A 22,992-nucleotide genomic window follows, 5' to 3' on the forward strand; every position below is an offset into this window, starting at 1 on the left:
GCTGGGCAGGGCTGGGCGGGTCGGGGCGGGGCCGCGGGTCAGGGGGCCTGGCGTCGCGGCGTGGTGGTCGGGTCGGTCAGGCGCGCGGCGGGACCGACAGGTCGTAGGTCTTCGTGGCGGGTGCGGCGGTGCCGGCCTCCGCGGAGCCGCAGCCGCAGGCGCGGTTGTGCGCCTCCTGGCGGGCGGACGCCTGGGCGGCCTGCTGGGCGGCCAGCGCGTCGTTCTGCACGGCGAACGACGCGACGTCGTAGCCGGCCTCGTCGACGGCCTCGCGCAGCGCGCCCTCGTCGAGCGGGGCGTCGGAGAAGACGGTGACCTCGGAGGTGCCGCCGGCGTGCAGCTCGACGCTGACGTCCTCGACGCCGGCCACGGCCGACACGTCCTTCGTGACGTGCGCGACGCAGTTGCCGCAGGTCATCCCGGTGACGCCCAGGGTGGTGACGGTGCTCATGGGTGCTCCTTCAGGGGTTCGGGGTCAGCTGCGGACGAGGCGGCCGATGGCGTCGGCCGCCTCCTTGACCTTGGCGGCGCCCTCGGCCTCGGAGGAGCGTGCGGCGTCGACGACGCAGTGGCCCAGGTGGTCCTCGACGAGCCCGAGCGACACCGCCTGCAGCGCCTTCGTCACCGCGGAGACCTGCGTGAGGATGTCGATGCAGTACACGTCCTCGTCGATCATGCGCGCGATGCCGCGGACCTGGCCCTCGATGCGGCGCATGCGCTTGAGGTAGGCCTCCTTGTCGGAGGCGTAGCCGTGCGGACCGTTGTGGGCGTGCCCGACGGGAGCGGGTGGGGCGGGAGCAGTCGTCTCGGTCATGCGGTCCAGCATACCCCTGAGGGGTAAGGGCCGCGTCGGGGCGCCACGGCGGTCAGGGTGCGTCGCCGAAGACCTCCGCGTCGTACCGCGACCGGGCGTCCTCGACGTCGGGCAGCGTGACCGCCGTCCAGTGCAGGAGGGCGTCCACCAGGTCCTGGAGGGTGGTGCCGAGCGGGGTGATCCGGTACTGGACCGCGACCGGCCGCGACCGCACGACCAGCCGCTCGACCATCCCGTTGCGCTCCAGGCGCCGGAGGGTCGACGTGAGCGACTTCTGCGTCACTGCCGGGACGCTCCGGCGCAGCTCGTTGAACCGCTGCGGCTGCTCGCACAGGGAGTCGAGGACCTGCAGCGACCACTTGTCGAGCACCTGGTCGAGCAGCTCGCGGTGGGCCGCGGTGAGTGCGGGCGGGGCGGTCGCCGGGGCGGTCTCGGTCACGACACCTAGTCTCGTTGAGGTGTCTTTCGGATACAAGGTAGACATCGGATACCTACCGACCATCCCGACGAGAGGACACTCCGTGGCCGTCGAGCTCCACACCCCCGAAGGCATGTTCCAGCCGGTCCCGTACCACCACGTCGCGACCGCCACCGGCACGCGGCAGGTGCACGTGGCCGGGCAGATCGCCCGCGACGCCGACGGCCGGAGCATCGCGCCGGGCGACCTCGCGGGGCAGGTCGAACAGGCCCTGCGGAACGTCGCCCGGGGCCTCGCCGGCGCCGGCGCCGGCTTCGCCGACGTCGTCCGCCTGCGCTTCTTCGTCACGCAGTGGCACCCCGACAGGTACGGCGACCTCCTCGCCGGCATCGACCGGGTCGCCGACGAGCTCGGCCTCCCGCAGCCGTGGCCGCCCGTCTCGCTCATCGGCGTCGAGATCCTCTTCGAGCCCGACGTGCTCGTCGAGATCGAGGCGTACGCGGTCCTCGACTAGGGAGCGGGCGCGACGAGAAGGCCGTCGCGACGCGAGCTCGACCCCACCCTGGTCGGCCCACAGCGGGCGCTGCGTCATGTCGGCGTACCGCGCGCCCGGGCTGGACGTCGAACGTCCGCTCCGTCGACCTCTGACGGTCGGTCGTTGCGCAGATCAGGATGCCAGACGACCTGGACCCGGCCGACGGGGAGCGGTCCCTGTGGACGGCCGCCCCCGCGCATCAGGCGGGGGCGGGCTCCTCGGCGGAGTCCGGCGCGGCGTCGACGGCGATGCGCAGGGCGGCGACCAGGTCGCGGTAGAGCTCGTCGGCGGCGTGCAGCTCCTCGTGGGTGCCCCGCGCGCGGACGCGGCCGCCCTCCATGACGAGGATGGTGTCCGCGTCGAGCACGGTGGACAGGCGGTGCGCGACGGTGACGACCGCGCCGCGGCGGGCGTGCGAGCGGATGGCGTCGTGGATCGCGGCCTCGGTGAGGCCGTCCACCTGTGACGTCGCCTCGTCCAGCAGCAGCACGTCCGGCTCCTTGAGCAGGGCGCGGGCGAGCGCGATGCGCTGCCGCTGCCCGCCGGAGACGGCGGACGACACGAGGGACGTGTCGAGGCCGTCGGGCAGGTGCTCCAGGTCGTCGGTGAGGCGGACGGCGGCCAGCACCTCGCGGACGCGCTCCTCGGGGGCGTCCGGCCGGCTGAACAGGAGGTTCTCCCGGATCGTTCCGGGCACGACGGGCGTCTCCTGCTCGACGTACGCGAACCGCGCGCGGACGGCCGCGTGGCTCAGCTCCCGGTAGGGCGTGCCGTCGAGGCGCAGCTCGCCGGCGTCGGGCTCGAGGAACCGCAGCAGCAGGGCGAGCAGCGTCGTCTTGCCCGCGCCCGACGGGCCGACGAGCGCCACGTGCCCGCGGCGCGGCACCTCGAGCGAGACGTCGTGCACCACCGGCGTCTCCGCCCGGTAGCCGGCGGTGACCCCGTCCAGGACGAGCACGGGCCGGTCGGTCCCGGTCCCGCCGTCGGCGGTCGTGGAGCCCGTGGCGACGGGGCGGTCGTCGTCCTCCTCGAGCTCGAGCTGCTCCACCTCGCGGATGCGCTCGGCGGCGGCGAGCCCGGACTGCAGGGTGGTGAACGCCTGGGTGAGCTCCGAGATCGGGCCCACGATGTTGAACGCGTACAGCAGGAACGCGACCAGGCTGGAGACGGCGAGCAGGTCCTGCGAGACCCGCCACGCGCCCAGGCCGAGGATGACGATGATCGCGAGCTGGATGCCGCTCCACGAGACGGTCCAGGCGACGGCCTCCGTCTTCACCGCCGTCACCGCGTGCTTCCGTGCCTCCTGGGCGTCGTCGAGGATCTTGCGGCCCTGGCGCTCCTCGGCGCCGCTCGCCTTGACGGTCCGTACGGCGCGGACCGCGCCCTCGACCGCGCCGCCCAGGCGCCCGACCGCCTCCTGCGTGCGGTGCTGGGCCTTGCCGATGCCCGGCAGCAGCAGCGCCATCGCGACCGCCACGACGACGATCGCCGCGACGGTGGAGCCGAGCAGCGTGAGGTCGAGCACGGCCATGAGCACGAGCGTGCCGACCAGGGAGATGAACCCGTTGACCAGGCTGACCAGGCTGTTCGACGTCGCCTCGCGCAGCAGCAGCGTGTCGGAGGTGACCCGGGTGACCAGCTCGCCCGCCGGCTTGGAGGTGATGGCGCCGACGCGCGCCCGCAGGTAGCGCGTGACGATCGACGAGCGCGCCTCGTAGACGACGTCCTCGGCGAGCCGGCCGAGCAGGATCCACTGGAACAGCCCCACCACCGAGCCGACGACCATCAGGGCCACCAGCCAGGTGACCGGCCCGCCCATCGACGCCCCCGTGGACAGCGTGTCCAGCACCCACTTGGTGACCATCGGCGTGGCGAGGCTCATCGCGGTCGCCAGGAGGCCGAGCACGAGGCCGAGGGCGAGGGTGCGGCGGTGCGGGCGGACGAAGCCGAGCAGGATGCGCAGGCGTTCGCGGCCGGATCGTGCGGGAGCGGCGGAGCCGCCGTCGGGCGCGTCGGGGCCTGGGGCGGGGGGCCGTGGGTCGGTGGCGGGCATGCTGTCAACCATGATTGACACTCCTCAGTTTCGTCAACCCTGGTTGACGACCAGTTGTCGGAACGATCTGCCCCGAAGTGGAACATTGATGTTCCAACATGGTCAAGAAGTGATCCATTCCCGGGTGTAGCGTTCGCCGCATGACGGAGGCGCAGGAGATCGAGACCGGTGCCCGCGCGCGCACCCGGCGGGCGATCGTCGAGGCCGCGGTACGGGAGCTCGCGCGCGACTCCGCGGCCTCGCTCGGACAGATAGCGGACGCCGCCGGCGTCGGGCGGACGACGCTCCACCGGTACTTCCCCGACCGGGCCGAGCTGCTCGCCGCGGTCGGGGCGGAGACCGTCGCCCGGCTGACCGAGGTGCACGCCCGCGCCCGGGTCGACGAGGGCGACGCCCGCGCAGCGCTGCGGCGGCTGTGCCCCGAGTACCTGCTGCTCGGTGACCTGCTCACCCTGCTGTTCACCGGTGTGGTCCCCGACGCCGTCCTCGACGGGGAGGGCGCCGCCCCGCTCGCCGCGCTCGTGGCGCGCGGGCACCGCGAGGGCAGCATCGACCCCGAGCTCGACGTGGAGTGGGTGGTCGGCGTCGTGTGGGCGCAGCTGTACCTCGCGTGGGCCACCCTCCGGGAGGGGCAGGCCGCGCGGCACGACATCGTCCCCATGCTGGTGCGCACCGTCGACAAGGCCGTCGCGCCCTGAGCCCTCGCGGCACGACGCCGCCCGCCCCGGGCAGCCCGGGGCGGGCGGCGTCCGACCGCGTCTGACCGGGTGGAGTCAGCCCGCGCAGTGGTGCACGTCGCTCGTGGCCGTGCCGACCACGACGTCCGCGAGCCCGCCGAGCGCGGTCACGTGCACCGCGTTCACGGTGAGCCCGTGGTCGGCGCCCGGGACCGGGGTCTGCTCGTTGACCACGATCCGGGCCGCGCCGGGCAGGTCGACCTCGACGCCGACGCCCGGGTCCACGGGGACGGTCTTCCCGCCCACCTTGAGCGTCAGGCCGACCGAACCCTCGGCCGAGCCGCCGTCGGCGCAGGTGCTCGTCGACGTGGCCGTCAGCCCCTCGACCTCGATCACCGGCAGGCCCGGCAGGCCGATCCGCACGTCGCCCACCGACGACGTCGCGGTGGACGTCCCCGGGTCGAGGCTCGTCGTCACCTCGGGGCACAGGCCGCCGGCGCGCAGCACCAGCACCCCCACGGAGGGCGTGCACGGCGTGTCCGTGGTGGTCGCCTGCGCCGTCCGGACCGGCCCCGTGTCCGGCTCGCGGTCGATCTCGAGGTCGAGCAGCGGGAGGCCGACGCTCGCGCTCAGGCCCGACGCCCGCCCGGTGTAGTGCTCGAGCAGCACGGTGTCCGACGTCGACGACGGCTCGTAGACGTCGTCGCCCGCGAACTCGGCACCGACCGGGAGCGTGGCGTCGTCGGTCAGCGGCTGGTCGGGCACCACGGTGCACGTGGCCTCGCCGGAGGCGTCGGTCTCGCCCGTGCAGGTCTGCCGGTCGTCCCCGGCGCCGAGGCTCAGCGTCACCTCGGCCCCCGCGACGGGCGGCCCGTCCGCCGACACCTCGGTCAGCACGGCGGACAGCTCGGTCGACGCGCCGTTCGCCACCGCGTCCGGCCCCGACCAGGTCACGACCGTCGGGATGCGGGGCAGGGCCTCGGCCAGGTCGATCCGGGGCGTGGTGACCGGGGTGCCGCCGCTGTCGTACGTGACGTCGGCGCCGGTGTCCCGGAGCAGCTCGACCAGCTCGCCCACCGAAGCGTCGGGCATCTCCTGGCGCAGCACCGCCAGCGCGCCGGCCACGTGCGGGGCCGCCATCGACGTCCCCTGCATCGGTGCGTAGGCGTCGTGGGTCGCGGTCGGGACCGACGACGTGACGTCCACCCCCGGCGCGAACACGTCCAGCAGCACGCCGCGGTTGCTGAAGCCGGCGACCGAGTCGTCGTCGGCCGTGGCGCCGACGGTGACCGCCGCCTCGACGCAGGCGGGGCTGCCGACGCCGGCCTGGTGTCCCTCGTTCCCGGCCGAGACCACCGGCGCGACCCCGGCGCCCACGAGGGTGCCGAAGGCCCCCGCGACGGGGTCGCCGGGGCAGTGGCCGGTGTTGTTCTCGGGGCTGCCGAGGCTCAGGTTCACGGCCGCGACGGCGTGCTCGCCCGCGAGGGCCGCCACGTCGTCCAGGCCCGCGAGGATGTCGGCGGTGTTCGACGCGACGCACGGCGCGACGCCGTCGCAGATCTCGGGATCGTCATAGCGGGTGAACACCTGGACCGCGATGATCCCGGCGCCCGGCGCGACCCCCGCCGACGGGGCGCTGCCGCCGCCACCGCCCGCAGCGGTGCCGGCGACGTGGCTCCCGTGGTCGCAGATCGAGACCTCCCCGTCCAGGCAGGCGGGGGTCAGGGCGTCCGCCGAGCCGGGGCCCGACTCGTCCTCCCCGCCGCCGGGACACAGCGTCCGCCCCAGGCCGGACGCGTTCGAGTGGCACGACTCGGCCACGACCCGGTCGTCGAAGAACTCGTGCTGCCCGTCGATGCCGGTGTCCAGCACGGCCACGGTCTGCCCGCTGCCGTCGACACCGCGCCGGTGCGCGACGTCCGCGCCGATCACCGCCGTGCTCGAGTCGAGGGTCGGGCGGTACGTGCGGTTCGGGTGCACCTTCGCGACGTCGGGCGACGTCGCCAGGGAGCGGATCGCGTCGGCGTCGGCGCGCATCGCGGCGTACGGGAACGCGTCGTACGTGCGCACGGTCCGTGCGCCGACGTCGGCCGCCAGGTTCCGCGTGCGGACGTCGCGGCCGCGCTCCCGGTCGTCGCGGAGCTCGACGACGACGGTGATCGGGCCGTCGTCCTCGGCCTGGGCGACGAGCGCGCGCTCGTCGGCGTCCGGGGCGGGCCCGGGGTCGGGTGCCGCGGTCGCGGCGGTCGTCGGGAGGGCGAGGGCCAGGAGGGCGAGCGCGCCGACGAGCGCGCGTGGCCTGCGCCTGTCGTGCCGCCTGCGGCGTCGGATGCTGGGTGACATGGGTCGGTACTCCGTCCGGCATGGTCGTCGTGCGGCCGTGCCGTCGCGGGTCCCGTCGCCGGTCACCCGTCGTCGGTCACCCCCGCGCCCGCCTGCCGGCGCGCGCCGACACCCGAGGGCCTGCGGCCTCCCGGGCGCATGACGGCCACGACCGGGGCGGGCGCGCGAGCACGTCGCGCCGTCCCGCCGGGGTCGAGCACGTCGTGCCGACGCGGGCGAGCATGCCGGACCCGTGGTCACCGACGACCGCGGGCGGACGTCGCCCCGGTCGTTTGCACCGTCGCCGATCGCGCCGACGCGCCCCCTGCTGGTGCACCCCCTCGCCGTCGAGGGTCCGACGTCACCGGACTACCACAGGCCCGCCGCCGCCGCACCTGCGTCACGTCTCGGCGACAAGCGCCGCGTAGGCGTCGTCCGGGTGGGTGCTCCAGGCGGGAGCTGCGACACCGATGCTCCGCATTCCGCCCCAGGACACTGCGCTACCGGGCCCGGAACTCCGACGGGTCGAGCGTGGGGTCGATCTTCAGGCGCCCCGTCACGACGCGTCCGCCATGCTGATCGACGCGGCGAACTCGTCGAGGACCGGCAGGACCGCGTCGAGGTGCACGAGGTTCGACGTGCCGTACATGACGACGACGTCGCTGCCGCCCGTCCGCCAGCCCCAGTTCACGGAGACGACGATGTCGCCGCCGATGCTGTCGGCCCGCGTGTAGCGGACGGCCCGACGACCGGTCCCCAGGCCGCCGTGCACGGTGGTGACCTCCGGTGCGCGCGTCGCGTCCGGCTCGGGCAGGCCGAGGAGCCGGTCGGCGGGCATGGCCTCGTCGGTGGGGTTCTCCAGGACCTGCACCATCTCCAGCGAGCCGTCGGGGGCGCCGAGCAGGGCGAACCGGTGGAGGTCAGGCGTCATGCGCGGGTAGGCGAGCAGCTGACGCAGGAAAAGCTCGAGCCGACCCGACGCGTCCTCGCCGTACTCGAAGGCCCCCGAGGCGAGGCGGGTGACCGTCGTGACCCACTCGTCCGCCGTCGCGTAGCCGTTCCACGGAAAGTCGCGGGGCACGTAGACCCAGCGGTCTGTGTCGAAGTCGACCTTGAGCGTCATGCGGGCTCCTTGACGGCTTCGGGCGCGGGCGAAGGCTCTGCGTGGGCGTCGCGCCACCGCAGGGAGGACATGATCGTGTCGCCGAGCTCGGTGAGCGCATCGACCATCGGGGCGAGCTCGGGATCCCGGTCACCGGAGACCGTGAACGTGCCGACCAGGTACGGGACGTCAGGCGACGGGGACTCCCACACGTGGTGCACCGTGCGCAGCGTGCCGCCGGCGGTCCCGCCCGGCAGGTCGAGGTCCGGCGCCCCGGCTGACGGACCGATTTCCTCGCGGCGGGCGTCACCGGCACGGGTGGTGACGATCGTCGACGCCGGCCCTACGGGCGGACCGCCGTCCCGGCGTGCCGGGGCAAACGCGAGTGCGAGCGACACCGGCACCTTCCACGGCGTGCCGAGCGGGAGGACGACGTCCACGACGCCGCGCTCCTTGGCCGACCGGACCGCGGCGGTGAGGGATCGTTCCACGTGGCGCACCCGGCCTCGCGTGCGGTCGTCGAGCGGGACGCCCTCGTAGTGCCGCTGCACGACGGCGCGCACGTCCGCCTCGACGTCGCCCTGCGCGGGGACGAGCACGAAGCCGGGCGGCAGGATCAGCGCGTAGCCGGGCGTGGACGTCTCGTTCATCGTCAGCCGTCCTTCGGGGCGAACCGCTGGTCGGGGATCACGACGTCGGGGCGGGTATCCGCCACCGGCGGCCCGTCGTCCGGTGGGAGTACGCGCCACGACCGGGGGAGCAGACGCAACGTGCCGAGAACGATCCGGAGCAAGAGCAACGCGACCGCGCCGGCCCAGGCGACGATGACATACCCGGATGCGTCGTCCATCGGTTCATCCTGTCCGCGGAGTGACAAGACGTGGAGGGCGGTCCCGAGGAAGAGGATCCAGCCAAAGAGCAGAAGCATTCCTCTGCCCATCGGTGGCATGCGGACCTTGCCGTTCCCAGACCATCGGGTTTCCCGCCCGGGCCAACGGGGCAGCGGAATGCTGAGGACCACCGCGGCGGCGTAGATGACGACGGGCAACCACGCCAGGTTGCGCCAGGCGACACCGACGACGCCGGTGGACCCGAACCCGCCGATAGCCAGACCGATCAGTCCCTGGATCACGAAGATCAGCATCTCGGCGCACGAGCACATCGCGACGACGAAGGCCAACTTGCCGACCATGTCCCAACGGTCGGAGATCTGCCGTCGTGTCATGACTTGCCCGCAGGATCCCACTGGCCTGCGACGTCATAGGTAGCTCCATCGACTTCGGCCCACCAGTCGCCGTAGCGACCGAGGGCGTCACCGCCGAACTCGTCAGGAACCACGTCGCGTAGTCCGCCGGGAATGTTGAGAATGTTTCCGTTGATGGCGTCGTCGTGCCAGCTCACTGCCGAGTCGGCAAGACCCACGATGTTGTTGGTGAGCGACATCTGCGAAAGGTTGCGCCCAGCCCCGAGGAGGGCGTTGTCGACGAAACCGCCGGACCCGACGGTGGCGTTCCTGGCGACGGAGACGAACGCCGTTCCGTCGACGCCGCCACCCTTGAAGACGCGGGCGACGTCCTCGAGGCTCCGATAGGTGGGGCGCCCGACGAGCTGCATGTTCTCCAGCCGGACGCCGCGCGGCATGGACCGCGCGAGGTCGTCCGTGACCCGAGCCGTGGCATCGCCATACCGCAGCCTCGCGCGCGCCGGGCGCAGCACGGCACCGAGGACGCCAGGCCGCCGCGATCCCGCCCACGCGAGCCGCGCCGACCTCGTCACGCGGACGGCCTTCATCGTGAGCTTGACGCCCGAGCCCAGGGCTGCGCCGACCCCCAGCGTCAGAAGCGCGACGGCATCCAACCCGACGTCCAGCCACGAACCGTTGCCCGTGGCCGCGAGCGTGCTGCTCATCGCCAGGGTGGCTAACGCGAAGCCGGCTGCGAACGGCAACAGGACGGGGAAGAAGATCGACAGGATGCCAAGCGCGGTGGTGATGATCGACATGGCGTCCTTGAGGGCCTTGATCCACCCCATGTTCTCCGTCACCCAGCCCTTGAAGCTGTCCCAGGCGGAGTCGGTGAGGCCGTCGGCCTCGACAGTCTCGGCGATGGCTTGCTCGGCACGGGCACCCGAGTCCTCGGCGGTCGCGACAGCGGCGTCGTAATGGGCGCGTGCGGCCACGAGCTCCTGCGTGAGCGGTTCGACGGCGCTGACGAGCCGGGTGAGGTCGTCGCGCCGTGATTCCCGGTCCTCAGGTGCGGCGAGCTGCACGTCCCCCTCGGCCTCACGGATGCGGACGTCGTACCGCTCGACGTCGTCGGCGATCGAGTCTCGCGTCCGCAGGGCCCGCTCGACCTCGCCCTGCGCCTCGGCCAGGACCCCGGCATACGTGCCGAGCACGGTGCCCGCGGTCTCGTAGCGCCCCTGGATTTGCGCCAGCCGGGGGACGACCTCGTCGGCCTGTGCCGCCAGCTCCGTCATCGCCTCGGACTCGTGCGACTCGGTGTCGGCGATGGCGGTCTTCAGATCCCCGACCGCCCGCCCGACGTCGCCGGCGAGCTGCGAGTACCGGGTGGCGTGCTGGCTGATTCCTTCCGCGTTGCCCTCCAGGGGCTGCATCTCGTAGCTGCGGCGCAGCGCCTCGGTGCGCGCCGTCACCGCTCGCCCTCCGCGGCGCGTGCGAGCTCGGCGTCCGCATCGGTGAACATGTCGGCCACGGCGCCGGTCGCCTGCTGGAGGCCGTCCAGCTTCTCGATCAGCTCGGTGCGCGCGGCGTCCCAGTTGTTGCCGAACGTCCCGACGGCGCGGGCGAGCGCGGGGTGCCCGATCATCGTGGCGAGCTCGTTCGCCGCGGTCTCCGCGCCCTCGAGCGCCGACCCGATCGACCCGAGCCGGGACGCCGTGTCCCGGACGCCGTCGAGGTCCAGCTGCAGCCGCTCTCCCACCAGGTCCCCCCCTGTCGTGCCTTGCTTCGGTGCCTGGACGAGGGTAGACGAGACGTCGCGGACGGCCGGACGACCGTCCACAGGCGAGCTCCCGGCCCGCCGGCTGGTCAGGGACGTGCCGCGGCCGCCGCCTTGGCCCCCGCCGGCAGGGCGTCGAGGACCCGGTTCACCGCGGCGTCGTCGTGCGCGGACGAGACGAACCACGCCTCGAAGACGGACGGCGGCAGGTTCACCCCGGCGTCGAGCAGGGCGTGGAAGAGCGCGCGGTACCGGAACACCTCCTGCGCCTGGGCCTGGGCGTAGTCGCGCACGCCCTCGGCGGCGGCGAACGGCCCGAAGAAGGTCGAGAACAGGGTGCCCGCGCGCTGCACGCGGTGCTCCACGCCCTCGGCGGACAGGGCGTCGGACAGCGCCGCCGCCAGGGTGTCGGCGACCAGGCCGACCCGCGCGTACACGGCGTCGTCGGCCAGACGCAGCGTCGTCAGGCCCGCGGCCACCGCCACCGGGTTCCCGGACAGGGTGCCCGCCTGGTAGACCGGGCCGGTCGGGGCGAGCTGGTCCATCAGCGCGGCCGGACCGCCGATCGCGGCCACCGGCATCCCGCCGCCCACGACCTTGCCGAACGTCAGCAGGTCGGGGACGTACCCCTCGCCGCCGGCCGCGCGGATCGCGTCGTTCTCGAGCCCCCACCAGCCGGACGGCCCGACGCGGAAGCCGGTGAGCACCTCGTCCATGATCATGAGGGCGCCGTGCTCGCGGGTGATGCGGCGCAGGCCCTCGTTGAAGCCCTCGTGCGGGGGGACCACGCCCATGTTGGCGGGGCTGGCCTCGGTGATGACGGCCGCGATCTGCGAGCCGCGCTGCGCGAACGCGGCCTCGACGGCCGCGAGGTCGTTGTACGGCAGCACGAGGGTCTCGGCCGCGGACGCCTCGGTGACCCCGGCGGTACCCGGCATCGCCAGGGTCGCGACGCCGGAGCCCGCCTCCGCCAGCAGCGCGTCGACGTGCCCGTGGTAGCAGCCGGCGAACTTCACGATCAGCGGCCGGCCGGTGGCGCCGCGCGCCAGGCGCACCGCCGTCATCGTCGCCTCCGTGCCGGTGGACACCAGGCGCACGCGCTCCGCGACCGGCACCCGGCGGCGGATCTCCTCCGCCAGCTCGACCTCGGCCACGGTGGGCGCGCCGAACGACAGGCCGCGGGCTGCGGCGTCCTGCACGGCCGCCACGACCTCCGGGTGCGCGTGGCCCAGCAGCGCCGGCCCCCACGAGCAGACGAGGTCCACGTACTCGCGACCCGCGACGTCGGTCACGTACGGCCCGCGGGCGCTGGCGAGGAACCGAGGGTCGCCGCCCACGGAGCCGTAGGCGCGCACGGGCGAGTTCACGCCCCCGGGGATCGCGGCCTGCGCGCGCAGGAACGCCGTGTGGTTGGGGTTCACCTGATCTGCTCCCGTCACTTGATCCACTCCGCGATCTCGGTCGCCCAGTAGGTGAGGACGACGTCGGCGCCGGCGCGCTTGATGGCCAGCACCGACTCCAGGACGGCGGCGCGCCGGTCGATCCAGCCGTTCGCGGCGGCCGCCTCGATCATCGCGTACTCGCCGGACACCTGGTACGCCGCGACCGGCACGTCGGAGCGGTCGGCGACGCCGCGCAGCACGTCCAGCGACGTGCCGGCCGGCTTGACCATCACCATGTCGGCGCCCTCGGCGAGGTCGAGGTCCGCCTCGCGCAGCCCCTCGCGGGAGTTGGCGGCGTCCATCTGGTAGGTCCGGCGGTCGCCCTGGAGAGCCGAGTCGACGGCGTCGCGGAACGGGCCGTAGAACGCGCTGGCGTACTTGGCGCTGTAGGCGAGGACACTGACGTCGGCGAAGCCGGCGTCGTCGAGCGCGTCGCGGATGACGGCGACCTGGCCGTCCATCATGCCGCTCGGCGACACGACGTCCGCCCCGGCCCGCGCCTGGGCGACCGCCATCGTGGCGTAGCGCTCGAGCGTGGCGTCGTTGTCGACGGTGCCGTCGTCGGCGAGCACGCCGCAGTGCCCGTGGTCGGTGAACTCGTCGAGGCACGTGTCGGCCATGACCACCGGCCCCGGGGCGCCGGTCTCGCCCTCGACCGCGGCGACGGCCTCGCGCGCGACGCGCAGGCCGCGCTGCAGGATCCCGTCGGGGCCGTCGCCCGCCGTCCCGGTGGCGTCCCGCTCGGCGGGGATGCCGAAGAGCATGACGCCGCCCACGCCCGCGCGGGCGGCCTCGGCGACGGCGTCGCGCAGGCTCGCCTCGGTGTGCTGCACCTGCCCGGGCATGCTCGCGATGGGGGCCGGTGCGTCGATGCCCTCCTTGACGAACAGCGGCAGCACCAGGTCGGCGGCGTGCAGCCGGTGCTCGGCGACGAGACGCCGCATGCGCGGCGTGGTGCGCAGGCGGCGCGGTCGGTACACGATGCCGGACGTGGGGCTGCTCACGGGTGCTCCTTCGAGGTGAGGACGTCGGTCGGGGAGGGGTCGGAGGTCGTCAGGGCGGCGACGACGGCGGCGGCGAGCGCCTCGTCCGTGGGGGACGCGGCGACGGCGGCCACGGTGAGGCCGGCGGCGCGTGCCACGTCGGCCGAGGGGCGGCCGATCGCGACGACGGGCGTGGCGGTCCCGGCCTGGCGGGCGACCTCGCGGGCGACCGACCCCGACGTCACGACGACGAGGTCGAAGCCGCCGGAGCGGGCGCGGGCGGCGACGTCGGCGGGCAGCTCGCGCCGCACCGTGCGGTAGGCGGTGACGACGTCGGGCTCCCAGCCCTTCGCGGCCAGGCCGTCGGGCAGCGTGGGGCGCGCGAGGTCGCCGAGCGGGAGCAGCACGCGGGCCGCGGTCCCCGCCGTGCCGCCCGGCGCCGGGAACGCGGCGACGATCCCCGCCGCGGTCGCGTCGTCGTCGGCGGGCAGCAGGTCCACGCGCAGGCCCGCGCCCTCGAGGGCGGTGCGCGTCGCCGGCCCGACGGCGGCCCAACGGGTCGCGGCGGTGGCCAGGTCGGTGCCCGTGCGGCCGGCGGCCGCGCGCAGCGCGTCGACCGCGTTGACGCTGGTCACGACGCTCCACGCGTACGCGCCGCCCACGAGCCGCCGCACGGCCTCGTCCAGCGGTGCGGGGTCCGTGGCCGGTGCGCGCTCGATCACGGGGGCCGCGGTGACGTCCAGCCCGCCGTCCCGCAGCCGGGCGACGAGCCCCGCGGCGCGCTCCGGCGCACGCGCGACGAGGACCGCTGCGGACGTCACGCGCCCTCCGGGTCGTCGGTGCCGGTGGGCGCGCGCAAGGGGGCGACGTCGGCGCGGGCGGCGGGGTCGAGCTCCGCCGGGGCGGCGCCGACGGTGAGCGGCGCCAGCCGGGCGGCGCCGTCGGCGAGCAACGCCTCCGCGACCCGCACGCCGAGGGCGTGCGCGGCGTCGTCCTGGGTGCGGGGGTCGGCGTCGGCCGCGAGGGGCGTCGCGGCGGAGTGCGTGAGCTGTTCCGTGCCGTCGACGCGGGCGACCACGGCGGTGAGCTGGAGCTCTCCCGCCTCGACGCGCGCGTGGGCGCCGACCGGCGCGGCGCAGCCTGCCTCCAGCCGGGCGAGCACGGCGCGCTCGGCGCGCACGGACAGGCGCGTGGGCCGGTGGTCGAGGGCGGTGAACGCGCCGGCCAGGGCCGAGGCGCCGAGGTCGCCGGTCCGGGCCTCGACGGCGAGCGCGCCCTGCCCGGGCGCGGGGGCCACGACCTTCGCGTCGAGCACCTCGGTCACGACCTCGGTGCGGCCCAGCCGCGACAGGCCCGCGTACGCGAGGACGACGGCGTCGAGGTCGGCGTCGGGGCCGAGCGCGCGGGCGAGCCGCGTCTCCACGTTCCCGCGGATGTCGACCAGCTCGACGTCGGGGCGCGCGGCCTGGATCTGCGCGGCGCGGCGCGGCGACCCCGTCCCGACACGGGCCCCGCGCGGCAGCGTCTCCAGCGTGAGGCCGTCCCGCGCGCACAGCGCGTCCCGAGGGTCCTCGCGCTCCGGGGTGACGATGGTCAGGCCGTCGGGCTGGGCGGTGGGCAGGTCCTTGAGGGAGTGCACGGCGACGTCGCACCGGCCGTCGGCCAGCGCCTCGCGCAGGGCGGTGACGAAGACGCCCGTGCCGCCGAGCGTGGCCAGCGACCCGGTCTTCACGTCGCCCTCGGTGCGGATGCGCACCAGCTCGACCGGCCGGCCCAGCAGCTCCTCCAGCCGGCGGGCGACCGTGCCCGACTGCGTGGTGGCCAGCGCGCTGCCGCGGGTGCCGAGGCGCAGCGGTGCGGTTCCGGGCGACGTTCCGGGCGAGGAGGAGGTGCTCACCGCCCCAGTCTCTCGCAGTCGCCCGGCCTGTGGACAACCGCGGCCGGGCTCGGAGGCCGATCTCACACGGTTGCTGTCGCGCGGTCAGATCCTCGGCCGCCCGGTGCCGCGAGGTAGTGCCTCCCGTGCTCCGGTAGTGCCCGGGGGGACCTACCGGAGCACGGGAGGCACTACCGCGGCGAGGACGGCGTCAGAGGTGCTCGGTGGTGGCCTGGGCGTGGGCGACGACGGCGGCCAGCCCCGTCCCGGCGATCCAGCCGCCGGTGACGGCCAGCCCCGGCGTCCGCCCGACGGCGTCCGTGAACGACGCGACCTGCGCACGGTAGGCCGGCGTCGGGGGTGGCAGGGAACCGTCCCAGCGCTGCAGCAGGTGGTCGTGCACCCGGTCGGTGAGGTCGACGCCGAGCAGCACCGACGCGTCGCGGGCGGCCTCCTCGGCGGTCGGCGGCTCCGTCTCCGAGCCCAGCCGCCCGTACGACAGCCGCACCACGTGCACGCCCTCGCCCACGGCCTTGCGCACCCGCTCGGCCAGCCACGGCCACTTCGCGGTGGCGTGCGTGAGGGCCTTCGCCCGCACCCCGGCGCCGCCCTCGTGCCCCGGCCCGTCCGCGGCGTCGGGCGCCACCAGCATCCCGGAGCCGCGGGGGGCGTCGTCGAGCTCGGGCGCGTCGAGCAGCAGCGTCACGAGCCACACGTCGGCGCCCCGCTCCGGCGTCGGCACCGCCACGGCGCCGCCGTCGGGCGCGGGCGGCAGCCACGGGGCGAGCAGCGGCGCGACGGCGGGCGTCGTGACGACCAGCCGCTCGGCGGCCACCTGCGCGCCGGCGTCGGTGCGCACCAGCCAGGTGCCGCCCGGGCCGGCGTCGAGACGCTCGACGCCGCTCACGCGCTGCCCGACCCGCACCACGGTGTGGATGGGGCCGGTCTGGTCGACCCGCGGGGAGTCGACCCACTCCTCGGCGCTCGCGGCGACCTCGCCCGTGAGGGCCTCGACGAGCGCGTGGATCCCGCCGTCGATCCCGCGCACCGCGGACCCGGCGGGCGCGGCGGCCCGCAGTCGGCCGACGGCGCGCGACAGCGACGACTCGGCGGCGAAGGCGTCGAGCAGGCCGGGCGCGACGGCGGCGACGTCGAGACGGTCCAGCGGCGCGGAGTGCACCCCGGTGGCGACGGGGGCGACGAGCCGGTCGGCCACGCGCTGCCCGAGCCGGGAGCGCACGAACGTCCCCAGGTCGGTGGTGTCGGCGACGAACCGCGGCAGCACGCGGTCCAGGGCCGCACGCAGCACGCCCGGCCACCCGATCGCGCGCCGCACGTCGGGCGCCCAGGGGACGGCGGGGATGCCCAGCACGCCGGCCCTCGGCAGCGGGAACGCCTGCCCGGCGGCGTACCCCCAGGCGGACAGGGGCGCGGGGCTCACGACGTCGAGCCCCAGCTCGGCGACCAGGTCGGCGACGGCGGTGCCGCGCGCCGCGAACGACTCCGCCCCCAGGTCGAGCCGCAGGCGCGGGAACGACCCGAACGCCCCGCCCCGCACGGGCCCGCCCACGCGGTCGGCCCCCTCGAGCACGACCACGCGCAGCCCCCGGTTCACCAGGGTGCGCGCGGCGACGAGCCCGCCGACGCCCCCGCCGACGACGACGGCGTCGACGACCTCCGGCCCGCGACCGGAGCCCGGCTCGGAAGGTGGGAGGGGTGGTGTCACAGGCTGTGCACCAGCTCGACGACGCGCGTCAGGACGGCGGGGTCGGTCTCGGGCGGGACGCCGTGGCCGAGGTTGACGACGTGCCCCGGTGCGGCGGCCCCCCGGGCGACGACGTCGCGCACGTGCGCCTCCAGCACGGGCCACGGGGCGCCGAGCAGGGCGGGGTCGATGTTGCCCTGCAGGGGCACGCCGGCGCCGGTCCCGGAGGTGGGCCCGGCGGCGAGCAGGGCCGCGGCCTCGTCGAGCGGGGTGCGGTAGTCGACGCCGACGGTCGGGTGGGCGACACCGGCACGCGTGAGCACGTCGTGCATCGCCGGCAGCAGGTGGGCGGTGCCGGTGCCGAAGTGGATGCCGGGGACGCCGAGGCCGGCGACGTGCGCGAGCGCGCGCGTCGACGACGGCGCGACGTGCGCCTCGTAGTCGGCCAGCGAGAGCGACCCGGCCCACGAGTCGAAGAGCTGCACGGCCGACGCGCCCGCGAGCACCTGGGCCTGCAGGAAGCGGCCGGTGAGGTCGGCCGTCCAGGCGGTGAGGCGCGCCCACGTCTCGGGGTCGGCGTGCATGAGGGTGCGGGCGGCGAGGTGGTCGCGCGACGGGCGGCCCTCGACCAGGTAGGCGGCGAGCGTGAACGGCGCGCCGCCGAAGCCGATGAGCGGCACGGCGGCGTCGGCGTCGACCCCCTCGACGGCGTGCGCGCCCGTCCGGTCCGCGTACCGGTGCTCGGCGGACAGCTCGGCGACCGTGCGCCGCACCGCCTCGGTGATCGGCTCCAGCGCCGCGTCGGTGAGGTCGCGCTCGACCAGCCGCGCCACGTCGTCGGCCGTGCGGTAGGGGCGGTCCATCACGGGCCCGACGCCGGGCTTGATGTCGACGTCCACTCCGGCCAGGCGCAGCGGGACGACGATGTCGCTGAAGAAGATGGCGGCGTCGACCCGGTGCCGGCGCACGGGCTGGAGGGTGATTTCCGCCGCCAGGTGTGGCATGAGGCAGGACTCGAGCATCCCTGTTCCTTGACGGACCTCGCGGTACTCCGGCAGCGACCGGCCGGCCTGGCGCATGAACCACACCGGGATCGTCCCGGCGGCGTCGGACGGGCGCTCGCCCCGCAGGGCACGCACCAGCGGGGCGCCGGCGGTCCGTCCGTCGGCCAGCGGATGGTCGGCGGGCAGGTGCGCCGGGGCGGCGGCAGGATGCGTGGGGGATGTCACGGTCAATGATTCTGCCCCGGGGGCTCGCCTCTCTTAAAGTTGGAGCACTGTGGTACTCCTCTCTCTCACCGCCTCCCACCGCGAGCTGGACCTCGACGCGCTCGAGCGACTGTCCACCGGCTCGGCGTCCGTGGGCCGCGCCGTCGTCGGTTCCTGTGGTCCGGTGCGGGGGTCGGTGGTGATCTCCACGTGCAACCGGTTCGAGCTCTACCTCGACGTGGACGCCCCCCTGGACGGCGACGCCGTGCGGCACGCGACCGGGCACGTGGCCGAGCTGGTCGCGGCGAGCTCGGGCGTCTCGACACCGACGGCGGTCGAGTCGTTCACCGTGCGCACGGGCCCGGAGGTGACCGAGCACCTGTTCGCCGTGGCGTCCGGGCTCGACTCGATGGTGGTGGGGGAGCGCGAGATCGCCGGACAGGTGAAGCGGTCGCTCGCCGAGGCCCGCGCCGACGGGACCACGTCCAAGACGCTCGAGCTGCTGTTCCAGACGGCGTCGCGCACCTCCAAGCAGGTCGGCACCCGCACGGCGCTGGGCGCGGCGGGCCGGTCCGTCGTCTCGCTCGGCCTCGACCTCGCGGAGCGCGACCTCACGGGGCAGGCAGGGCCGGCGGGTGCACCGTGGCGCGGCGCGCGCGTCGTGCTCATCGGCACCGGCTCCTACGCCGGTGCGTCGGTCGCGGCGCTGCGGGCGCGGGGCTGTGACGACGTGCGGGTCTACTCCCGGTCGGGCCGTGCCGAGCAGTTCGCGGCGTCGCACGGCATCGAGGCCGTGCCGGACGTCCCGGGTGCGCTGGTGGACGCGCTGGCCGACGCCGACGTCGTGGTCTCCTGCTCCGGTGCCCGCGGCCGCGCGCCGGCGGGCGGGTCCGTGGCGGGCGAGCCGGTCGAGGCCCGGGCCGAGGTGTCGCTGGAGTACGTGCTGGACGCCGCCGCGGTGGTGCGGGCCCGCGAGCGGGCGTCGGCCCTGGCGGACGGCCCGTCGACCGGCTCGGGCCGGCGCGAGACCGGCGCGCCGCTGATCGTGCTCGACCTGGCGCTGCACCGTGACGTCGACCCGCGCGTGGCGGACGTCGAGGGCGTGCTGCTTTACGACCTGAGCACCCTCAAGGCGCACGCCCCGGCGGCCGCCGCGGGGGTGGCGGAGGCGCGCCGGATCGTCGACGGCGCCGCGGACGCGTTCGAGGAGACGCGGCTCGGGCGCGCGGCGGACGCCGCGGTCGTCGCGCTGCTCGACGAGGCCGAGACCCGGATCCGTGCCGAGGTGGACGACGCCGCCGCGCGGCTGGCGGCCGAGCTGGCGCCCCGTGGCGAGACGCCGGACGAGTCCGACCTCGACGCGATCGCACGCGGCGTGCGTCGCCGGGTGCACTCCGCCCTGCACTCCCGGATCGTCGAGGTCCGGGCCGCGGCGCTCGCGCGGGCGCGGGCACAGGAGGCGGCCGTCGTCACCGGGGCCGAGGCCCTCGTGGCGGCCGAGGAGCCCAGCCGGTCGCACTGACGGCGGAGGCGTCGCGGCGTGCCGTGAACGTCCCGGAGTGGCACGTTTCGACGGACGAGACCGGCATCACCCTGTTTCGACGAGCACATCCGGCATGCCGGGACTAGCGTCCTGAACGCGGAAACCCGGTTCGGGTGCCGGTTCCCGCCGAGAACCTGACCCGCAACGGAAGGACCCTCCGACGATGGACAGCTTCTGGGACTACATCCTCTATCTCATCTGGATCTTCTTCTTCATCGCCTACCTGATGGTGCTGTTCCAGATCCTCACGGACCTGTTCCGTGACCACCAGCTCTCCGGCTGGTGGAAGGCGCTGTGGGTGATCTGCCTGATCTTCATCCCCCTGCTCACGGCCCTCGTCTACCTCATCGCCCGCGGGCGGGGCATGGCCGAGCGGCAGGTGGCCGCGGTGAAGACGGCGAAGGCCGACACCGAGGCGTACATCCAGTCGGTCGCGACGCAGCCGTCGCCGGCCGACCAGATCGCGTCCGCCAAGCGCCTCCTCGACGAGGGCTCGATCACCCCGGACGAGTTCGAGCGGCTGAAGGCCAAGGCGCTCGCCTGAGGCGATCCGCCCACCCGGTCGACGCCCGGTCCCGCACCCGCGGGGCCGGGCGTCGTCGTGCGTGTGCCCGTGGGTCGCTTATATTGACGTGTGTCAACATAGACGTATGTCGATACAAGCGCGGGACCAGCCTGCCGCCCGCCGTCTGTCCACCCTCGACCGGTGGCTCCCGCTGTGGATCGGCCTCGCCATGCTCGGCGGGATCACGCTGGGGCGCTTCGTGCCAGGGGTCTCGGACCTGCTTGCTGCGATGGAGGTCGGCGGCATCTCGGTCCCGATCGCCCTCGGTCTGCTGGTGATGATGTACCCGGTGCTGGCCAAGGTCCGCTACGACAAGGTCGCGGCCGTCGCCGGGGACAAGAGGCTCCTCGTCTCCTCGCTGGTCCTCAACTGGATCGTCGGCCCGGCGCTGATGTTCGCCCTCGCGTGGACGTTCCTGCCCGACCTGCCCGAGTACCGCACCGGGCTGATCGTCGTGGGCCTGGCCCGCTGCATCGCCATGGTCGTCATCTGGAATGACCTGGCCTGCGGGGACCGGGAGGCGGCCGCCGTGCTGGTCGCGATCAACTCCGTCTTCCAGGTGGTCGCGTTCTCCCTGCTCGGGTACTTCTACCTCACCGTGCTGCCCGGCTGGCTCGGGCTGGACAGCCAAGGGCTGGACGTCTCCGTGGGCGAGATCGCGTTGAACGTCCTGGTCTTCCTCGGCATCCCGCTGGTGGCCGGGTTCACCTCCCGCTGGTTCGGTGAGCGTGCCAAGGGCCGCGACTGGTACGAGGAGCGGTTCGTCCCCCGCATCGGCCCGTGGGCCCTGTACGGGCTGCTGTTCACGATCGTGCTGCTGTTCGCGCTCCAGGGTGAGGCGGTCACGTCGAGCCCGGTCGACGTCGTGCGCATCGCCCTGCCGCTGCTGGTGTACTTCGCCGTCATGTGGGGCCTGGGCACGGTGCTGGGCAAGGTGCTCGACCTCGGCTACGCCCGCACCACCACGCTCGCGTTCACCGCTGCGGGCAACAACTTCGAGCTCGCCATCGCCGTGGCCATCGGCACCTTCGGCGCCAGCTCCGGCGAGGCGCTGGCCGGCGTCGTCGGACCGCTCATCGAGGTCCCGGTCCTGGTGGGCCTGGTCTACGTGTCCCTGTGGGTCGGCCGACGCTGGTTCGCCGCCGACCCGTACGCCACGGCGGCACCCGCACGAGAGCTGAACGAGGTGAGGTCATGACCACCGGCACGACTGCGGCGACCGGCACGACCGTGGCGACGCCGCTCGCGGCCCCGCGCGACCCGGACTGCGGGTCACAGGTCGACGCGCACGCGATCGGCACCGAGGCCGCGGGGGTGGTCGCGGCCGCGCTCAAGGCGCTGGCCGAGCCGCTGCGGCTGCGGATGCTCTCGTTCGTCGCCACCGCGCCGTCGGGCGAGGCGTGCGTCTGCGACCTGGCCGAGCTGACGGACGTGTCCCAGCCCACGGTCTCCCACCATCTCAAGGTGCTGCGCGACGTCGGCGTGCTCGCCTCCGAGCGGCGCGGCACGTGGGTCTGGTACCGGATCACCCCCGGCTACAAGTCCGCGGTCAGCACGATGCTGGAGGCGTTCGCCCCCGCCGCCCTGGCCGCGGGGGGCGAGCGTCCGCACCTGGCCGGGCTCGAGGACGTCGACGCGTCGCTCGACCGCCTCGCCGCGGACCTCGTCGTCGAGCACGCCGGGCTGGGCGCGGACGTGGTGCTGCGCACCGTGCGGGAGTCGTACACCGCGCTCGCCCGCTCGGCCACGGTGTCCGCCCACCTGCTCACCCTCACCGACCGGTTCGCCCGTCAGCGGCTGGCCGACCTGACCCGCGACGCGGGCACGGCGCGCCCCCAGGTGCTGTTCGTGTGCGTCGCCAACGCGGGCCGTTCGCAGCTCGCGGCCGCGCTCGTGCGTCGCTACGCCGGCGACCGGGTGGTCGTCCGTTCCGCCGGGTCCACGCCGGCCGCGGACGTCCACCCCGCCGTGCGCCCCGAGCTCGCCGCCCTCGGCACCGACGACCCGTTCCCCAAACCGCTGACCGACGACGCCGTCCGTGCCGCCGACGTGGTCGTCACCATGGGCTGCGGCGACGTGTGCCCCGTCCTGCCCGGCACGCGGTACGAGGACTGGCTCGTCGGCGACCCGGCCCTCGCCTCGCCCGCCGGCGTGGCCGCCATCCGCGACGAGCTGGACCGGCGGGTCCGGGCTCTCCTCGCCGACCTGCTGCCCGACCTCGCCCTGCCGCCCGACCTGCCGACCGACCTGCCCACCCAGCCCTGACGACGGAGAACACCATGACCGACACGACCGCCCGCGCGCCCCAGCCGTCCGCCCTGTTCGTCTGCGTGCACAACGCCGGCCGCTCCCAGATGGCGGCGGGATTCCTGCGCGCCCTGTCGGGCGGGGCGGTCGACGTGCGCTCCGCCGGGTCGATGCCCGCCGACCGGATCAACCCCGTCGCCGTCGAGGCCATGACCGAGGTCGGCATCGACATCACGGCCGAGCAGCCCAAGGTGCTCACCACCGAGGCCGTGCAGGCGTCGGACGTCGTGATCACCATGGGCTGCGGCGACGCCTGCCCGATCTTCCCCGGCAAGCGCTACGAGGACTGGGAGCTCGACGACCCGTCGGGCCAGGGTCTGGACGCCGTGCGCCCCATCCGCGACGACATCCGCCGCCGCGTGCTGGGCCTCCTGGACTCCCTCGGCGTCGAGCCCGCCGCCATCTGACCTCGGCCCCCACCCCTTCGAGAACGCGATCGTGGTCGTCATCTGGGCGGATGACGTCCACGATCGCGTTCTCGA

The 22,992-nt window shown here is 74.8% G+C and carries 23 protein-coding genes; 7 read left to right on the forward strand and 16 right to left on the reverse strand.

Annotated features, from left to right (window positions below):
• Positions 1-76: 76 nt before the first annotated feature.
• From IEW03_RS17265 to IEW03_RS17275, 3 genes are read right to left on the reverse strand one after another with little or no spacing between them, the layout of a single operon-like run.
• Positions 77-451 (reverse strand): heavy-metal-associated domain-containing protein, encoded by a 375-nt coding sequence (locus tag IEW03_RS17265; protein WP_188524944.1) that lies wholly within the window; start codon positions 449-451, stop codon positions 77-79.
• A 24-nt stretch (positions 452-475) separates the two neighbouring features.
• Positions 476-814 (reverse strand): metal-sensitive transcriptional regulator, encoded by a 339-nt coding sequence (locus IEW03_RS17270; protein WP_188524945.1) that lies wholly within the window; start codon positions 812-814, stop codon positions 476-478.
• A 52-nt stretch (positions 815-866) separates the two neighbouring features.
• A complete protein-coding gene (locus tag IEW03_RS17275) occupies positions 867-1,253 on the reverse strand; it encodes a winged helix-turn-helix transcriptional regulator (RefSeq protein WP_229738396.1) in 387 nt (128 codons plus the stop codon).
• An 82-nt stretch (positions 1,254-1,335) separates the two neighbouring features.
• On the opposite strand from IEW03_RS17275, the gene IEW03_RS17280 reads away from it, so the two are divergent.
• Positions 1,336-1,746 (forward strand): RidA family protein, encoded by a 411-nt coding sequence (locus IEW03_RS17280; protein ID WP_188524947.1) that lies wholly within the window; start codon positions 1,336-1,338, stop codon positions 1,744-1,746.
• A 220-nt stretch (positions 1,747-1,966) separates the two neighbouring features.
• Here IEW03_RS17280 and IEW03_RS17285 read toward each other — a convergent pair whose 3' ends face one another.
• Positions 1,967-3,832 carry an ABC transporter ATP-binding protein gene (locus IEW03_RS17285; RefSeq protein WP_188524948.1) on the reverse strand — a complete coding sequence of 622 codons (1,866 nt, stop codon included), beginning with the start codon at positions 3,830-3,832 and terminating at the stop codon, positions 1,967-1,969.
• Between the two features lie 128 nt (positions 3,833-3,960).
• Here IEW03_RS17285 and IEW03_RS17290 point away from each other — a divergent pair, with 128 nt between their 5' ends.
• Positions 3,961-4,518 carry a TetR/AcrR family transcriptional regulator gene (locus IEW03_RS17290; protein WP_188524949.1) on the forward strand — a complete coding sequence of 186 codons (558 nt, stop codon included), beginning with the start codon at positions 3,961-3,963 and terminating at the stop codon, positions 4,516-4,518.
• A gap of 75 nt (positions 4,519-4,593) precedes the next feature.
• On the opposite strand, the gene IEW03_RS17295 is transcribed toward IEW03_RS17290, so the two are convergent.
• The 12 genes from IEW03_RS17295 to IEW03_RS17350 form a co-directional block, all read right to left on the reverse strand.
• Positions 4,594-6,840, reverse strand: coding sequence for a choice-of-anchor P family protein (locus IEW03_RS17295; RefSeq protein WP_188524950.1), 2,247 nt, complete (start codon positions 6,838-6,840; stop codon positions 4,594-4,596).
• 535 nt (positions 6,841-7,375) lie between these two features.
• Positions 7,376-7,942, reverse strand: coding sequence for a hypothetical protein (locus IEW03_RS17300; RefSeq protein WP_188524951.1), 567 nt, complete (start codon positions 7,940-7,942; stop codon positions 7,376-7,378).
• A complete protein-coding gene (locus tag IEW03_RS17305) occupies positions 7,939-8,571 on the reverse strand; it encodes a hypothetical protein (protein WP_188524952.1) in 633 nt (210 codons plus the stop codon). The genes IEW03_RS17300 and IEW03_RS17305 overlap by 4 nt, the downstream gene beginning before the upstream one ends.
• Before the next feature lie 2 nt (positions 8,572-8,573).
• Entirely contained in the window at positions 8,574-9,113 is a 540-nt protein-coding gene (locus tag IEW03_RS17310) for a hypothetical protein (RefSeq protein WP_188524953.1), read from the reverse strand.
• 29 nt (positions 9,114-9,142) lie between these two features.
• Entirely contained in the window at positions 9,143-10,576 is a 1,434-nt protein-coding gene (locus IEW03_RS17315) for a hypothetical protein (protein ID WP_188524954.1), read from the reverse strand.
• Positions 10,573-10,863, reverse strand: a complete 291-nt coding sequence (locus IEW03_RS17320; protein ID WP_188524955.1) for a hypothetical protein — start codon at positions 10,861-10,863, stop codon at positions 10,573-10,575. Before IEW03_RS17320 ends, IEW03_RS17315 begins: the two co-directional genes overlap by 4 nt.
• 107 nt (positions 10,864-10,970) lie before the next feature.
• A complete protein-coding gene (hemL, locus tag IEW03_RS17325) occupies positions 10,971-12,302 on the reverse strand; it encodes a glutamate-1-semialdehyde 2,1-aminomutase (RefSeq protein ID WP_188524956.1) in 1,332 nt (443 codons plus the stop codon).
• Positions 12,303-12,316: 14 nt separating this feature from the next.
• Positions 12,317-13,267, reverse strand: a complete 951-nt coding sequence (gene hemB / locus IEW03_RS17330) for a porphobilinogen synthase (protein ID WP_229738404.1) — start codon at positions 13,265-13,267, stop codon at positions 12,317-12,319.
• Positions 13,268-13,323: 56 nt separating this feature from the next.
• Entirely contained in the window at positions 13,324-14,127 is an 804-nt protein-coding gene (locus IEW03_RS17335; RefSeq protein ID WP_188524958.1) for a uroporphyrinogen-III synthase, read from the reverse strand.
• Positions 14,124-15,203, reverse strand: a complete 1,080-nt coding sequence (gene hemC / locus IEW03_RS17340; RefSeq protein ID WP_188524959.1) for a hydroxymethylbilane synthase — start codon at positions 15,201-15,203, stop codon at positions 14,124-14,126. Before hemC ends, IEW03_RS17335 begins: the two co-directional genes overlap by 4 nt.
• Before the next feature lie 190 nt (positions 15,204-15,393).
• Complete coding sequence (locus IEW03_RS17345) at positions 15,394-16,908, reverse strand: protoporphyrinogen/coproporphyrinogen oxidase (RefSeq protein WP_188524960.1); 1,515 nt, start codon at positions 16,906-16,908, stop codon at positions 15,394-15,396.
• Positions 16,905-18,116, reverse strand: a complete 1,212-nt coding sequence (locus IEW03_RS17350; protein WP_188524961.1) for a uroporphyrinogen decarboxylase — start codon at positions 18,114-18,116, stop codon at positions 16,905-16,907. The genes IEW03_RS17345 and IEW03_RS17350 overlap by 4 nt, the downstream gene beginning before the upstream one ends.
• 49 nt (positions 18,117-18,165) lie before the next feature.
• On the opposite strand from IEW03_RS17350, the gene IEW03_RS17355 reads away from it, so the two are divergent.
• The 5 genes from IEW03_RS17355 (at position 18,166) to IEW03_RS17375 (ending at position 22,917) form a co-directional block, all read left to right on the forward strand.
• Positions 18,166-19,617, forward strand: a complete 1,452-nt coding sequence (locus IEW03_RS17355) for a glutamyl-tRNA reductase (protein ID WP_188524962.1) — start codon at positions 18,166-18,168, stop codon at positions 19,615-19,617.
• Positions 19,618-19,801: 184 nt separating this feature from the next.
• Positions 19,802-20,182, forward strand: a complete 381-nt coding sequence (locus IEW03_RS17360; RefSeq protein ID WP_188524963.1) for an SHOCT domain-containing protein — start codon at positions 19,802-19,804, stop codon at positions 20,180-20,182.
• Positions 20,183-20,288: 106 nt separating this feature from the next.
• The gene (arsB, locus tag IEW03_RS17365) at positions 20,289-21,401 is read left to right on the forward strand and encodes an ACR3 family arsenite efflux transporter (RefSeq protein ID WP_188524964.1); all 1,113 of its coding nucleotides are present in this window, start codon (positions 20,289-20,291) and stop codon (positions 21,399-21,401) included.
• Positions 21,398-22,468: a metalloregulator ArsR/SmtB family transcription factor gene (locus IEW03_RS17370; protein WP_188524965.1), complete on the forward strand. Its 1,071-nt coding sequence runs from the start codon at positions 21,398-21,400 to the stop codon at positions 22,466-22,468. The genes arsB and IEW03_RS17370 overlap by 4 nt, the downstream gene beginning before the upstream one ends.
• 14 nt (positions 22,469-22,482) lie before the next feature.
• A complete protein-coding gene (locus IEW03_RS17375; RefSeq protein ID WP_188524966.1) occupies positions 22,483-22,917 on the forward strand; it encodes an arsenate reductase ArsC in 435 nt (144 codons plus the stop codon).
• The last annotated feature ends 75 nt before the right edge of the window (positions 22,918-22,992 follow it).

It is taken from the genome of Isoptericola cucumis (assembly GCF_014635665.1).
Taxonomy (GTDB): Bacteria; Actinomycetota; Actinomycetes; order Actinomycetales; family Cellulomonadaceae; genus Isoptericola; species Isoptericola cucumis.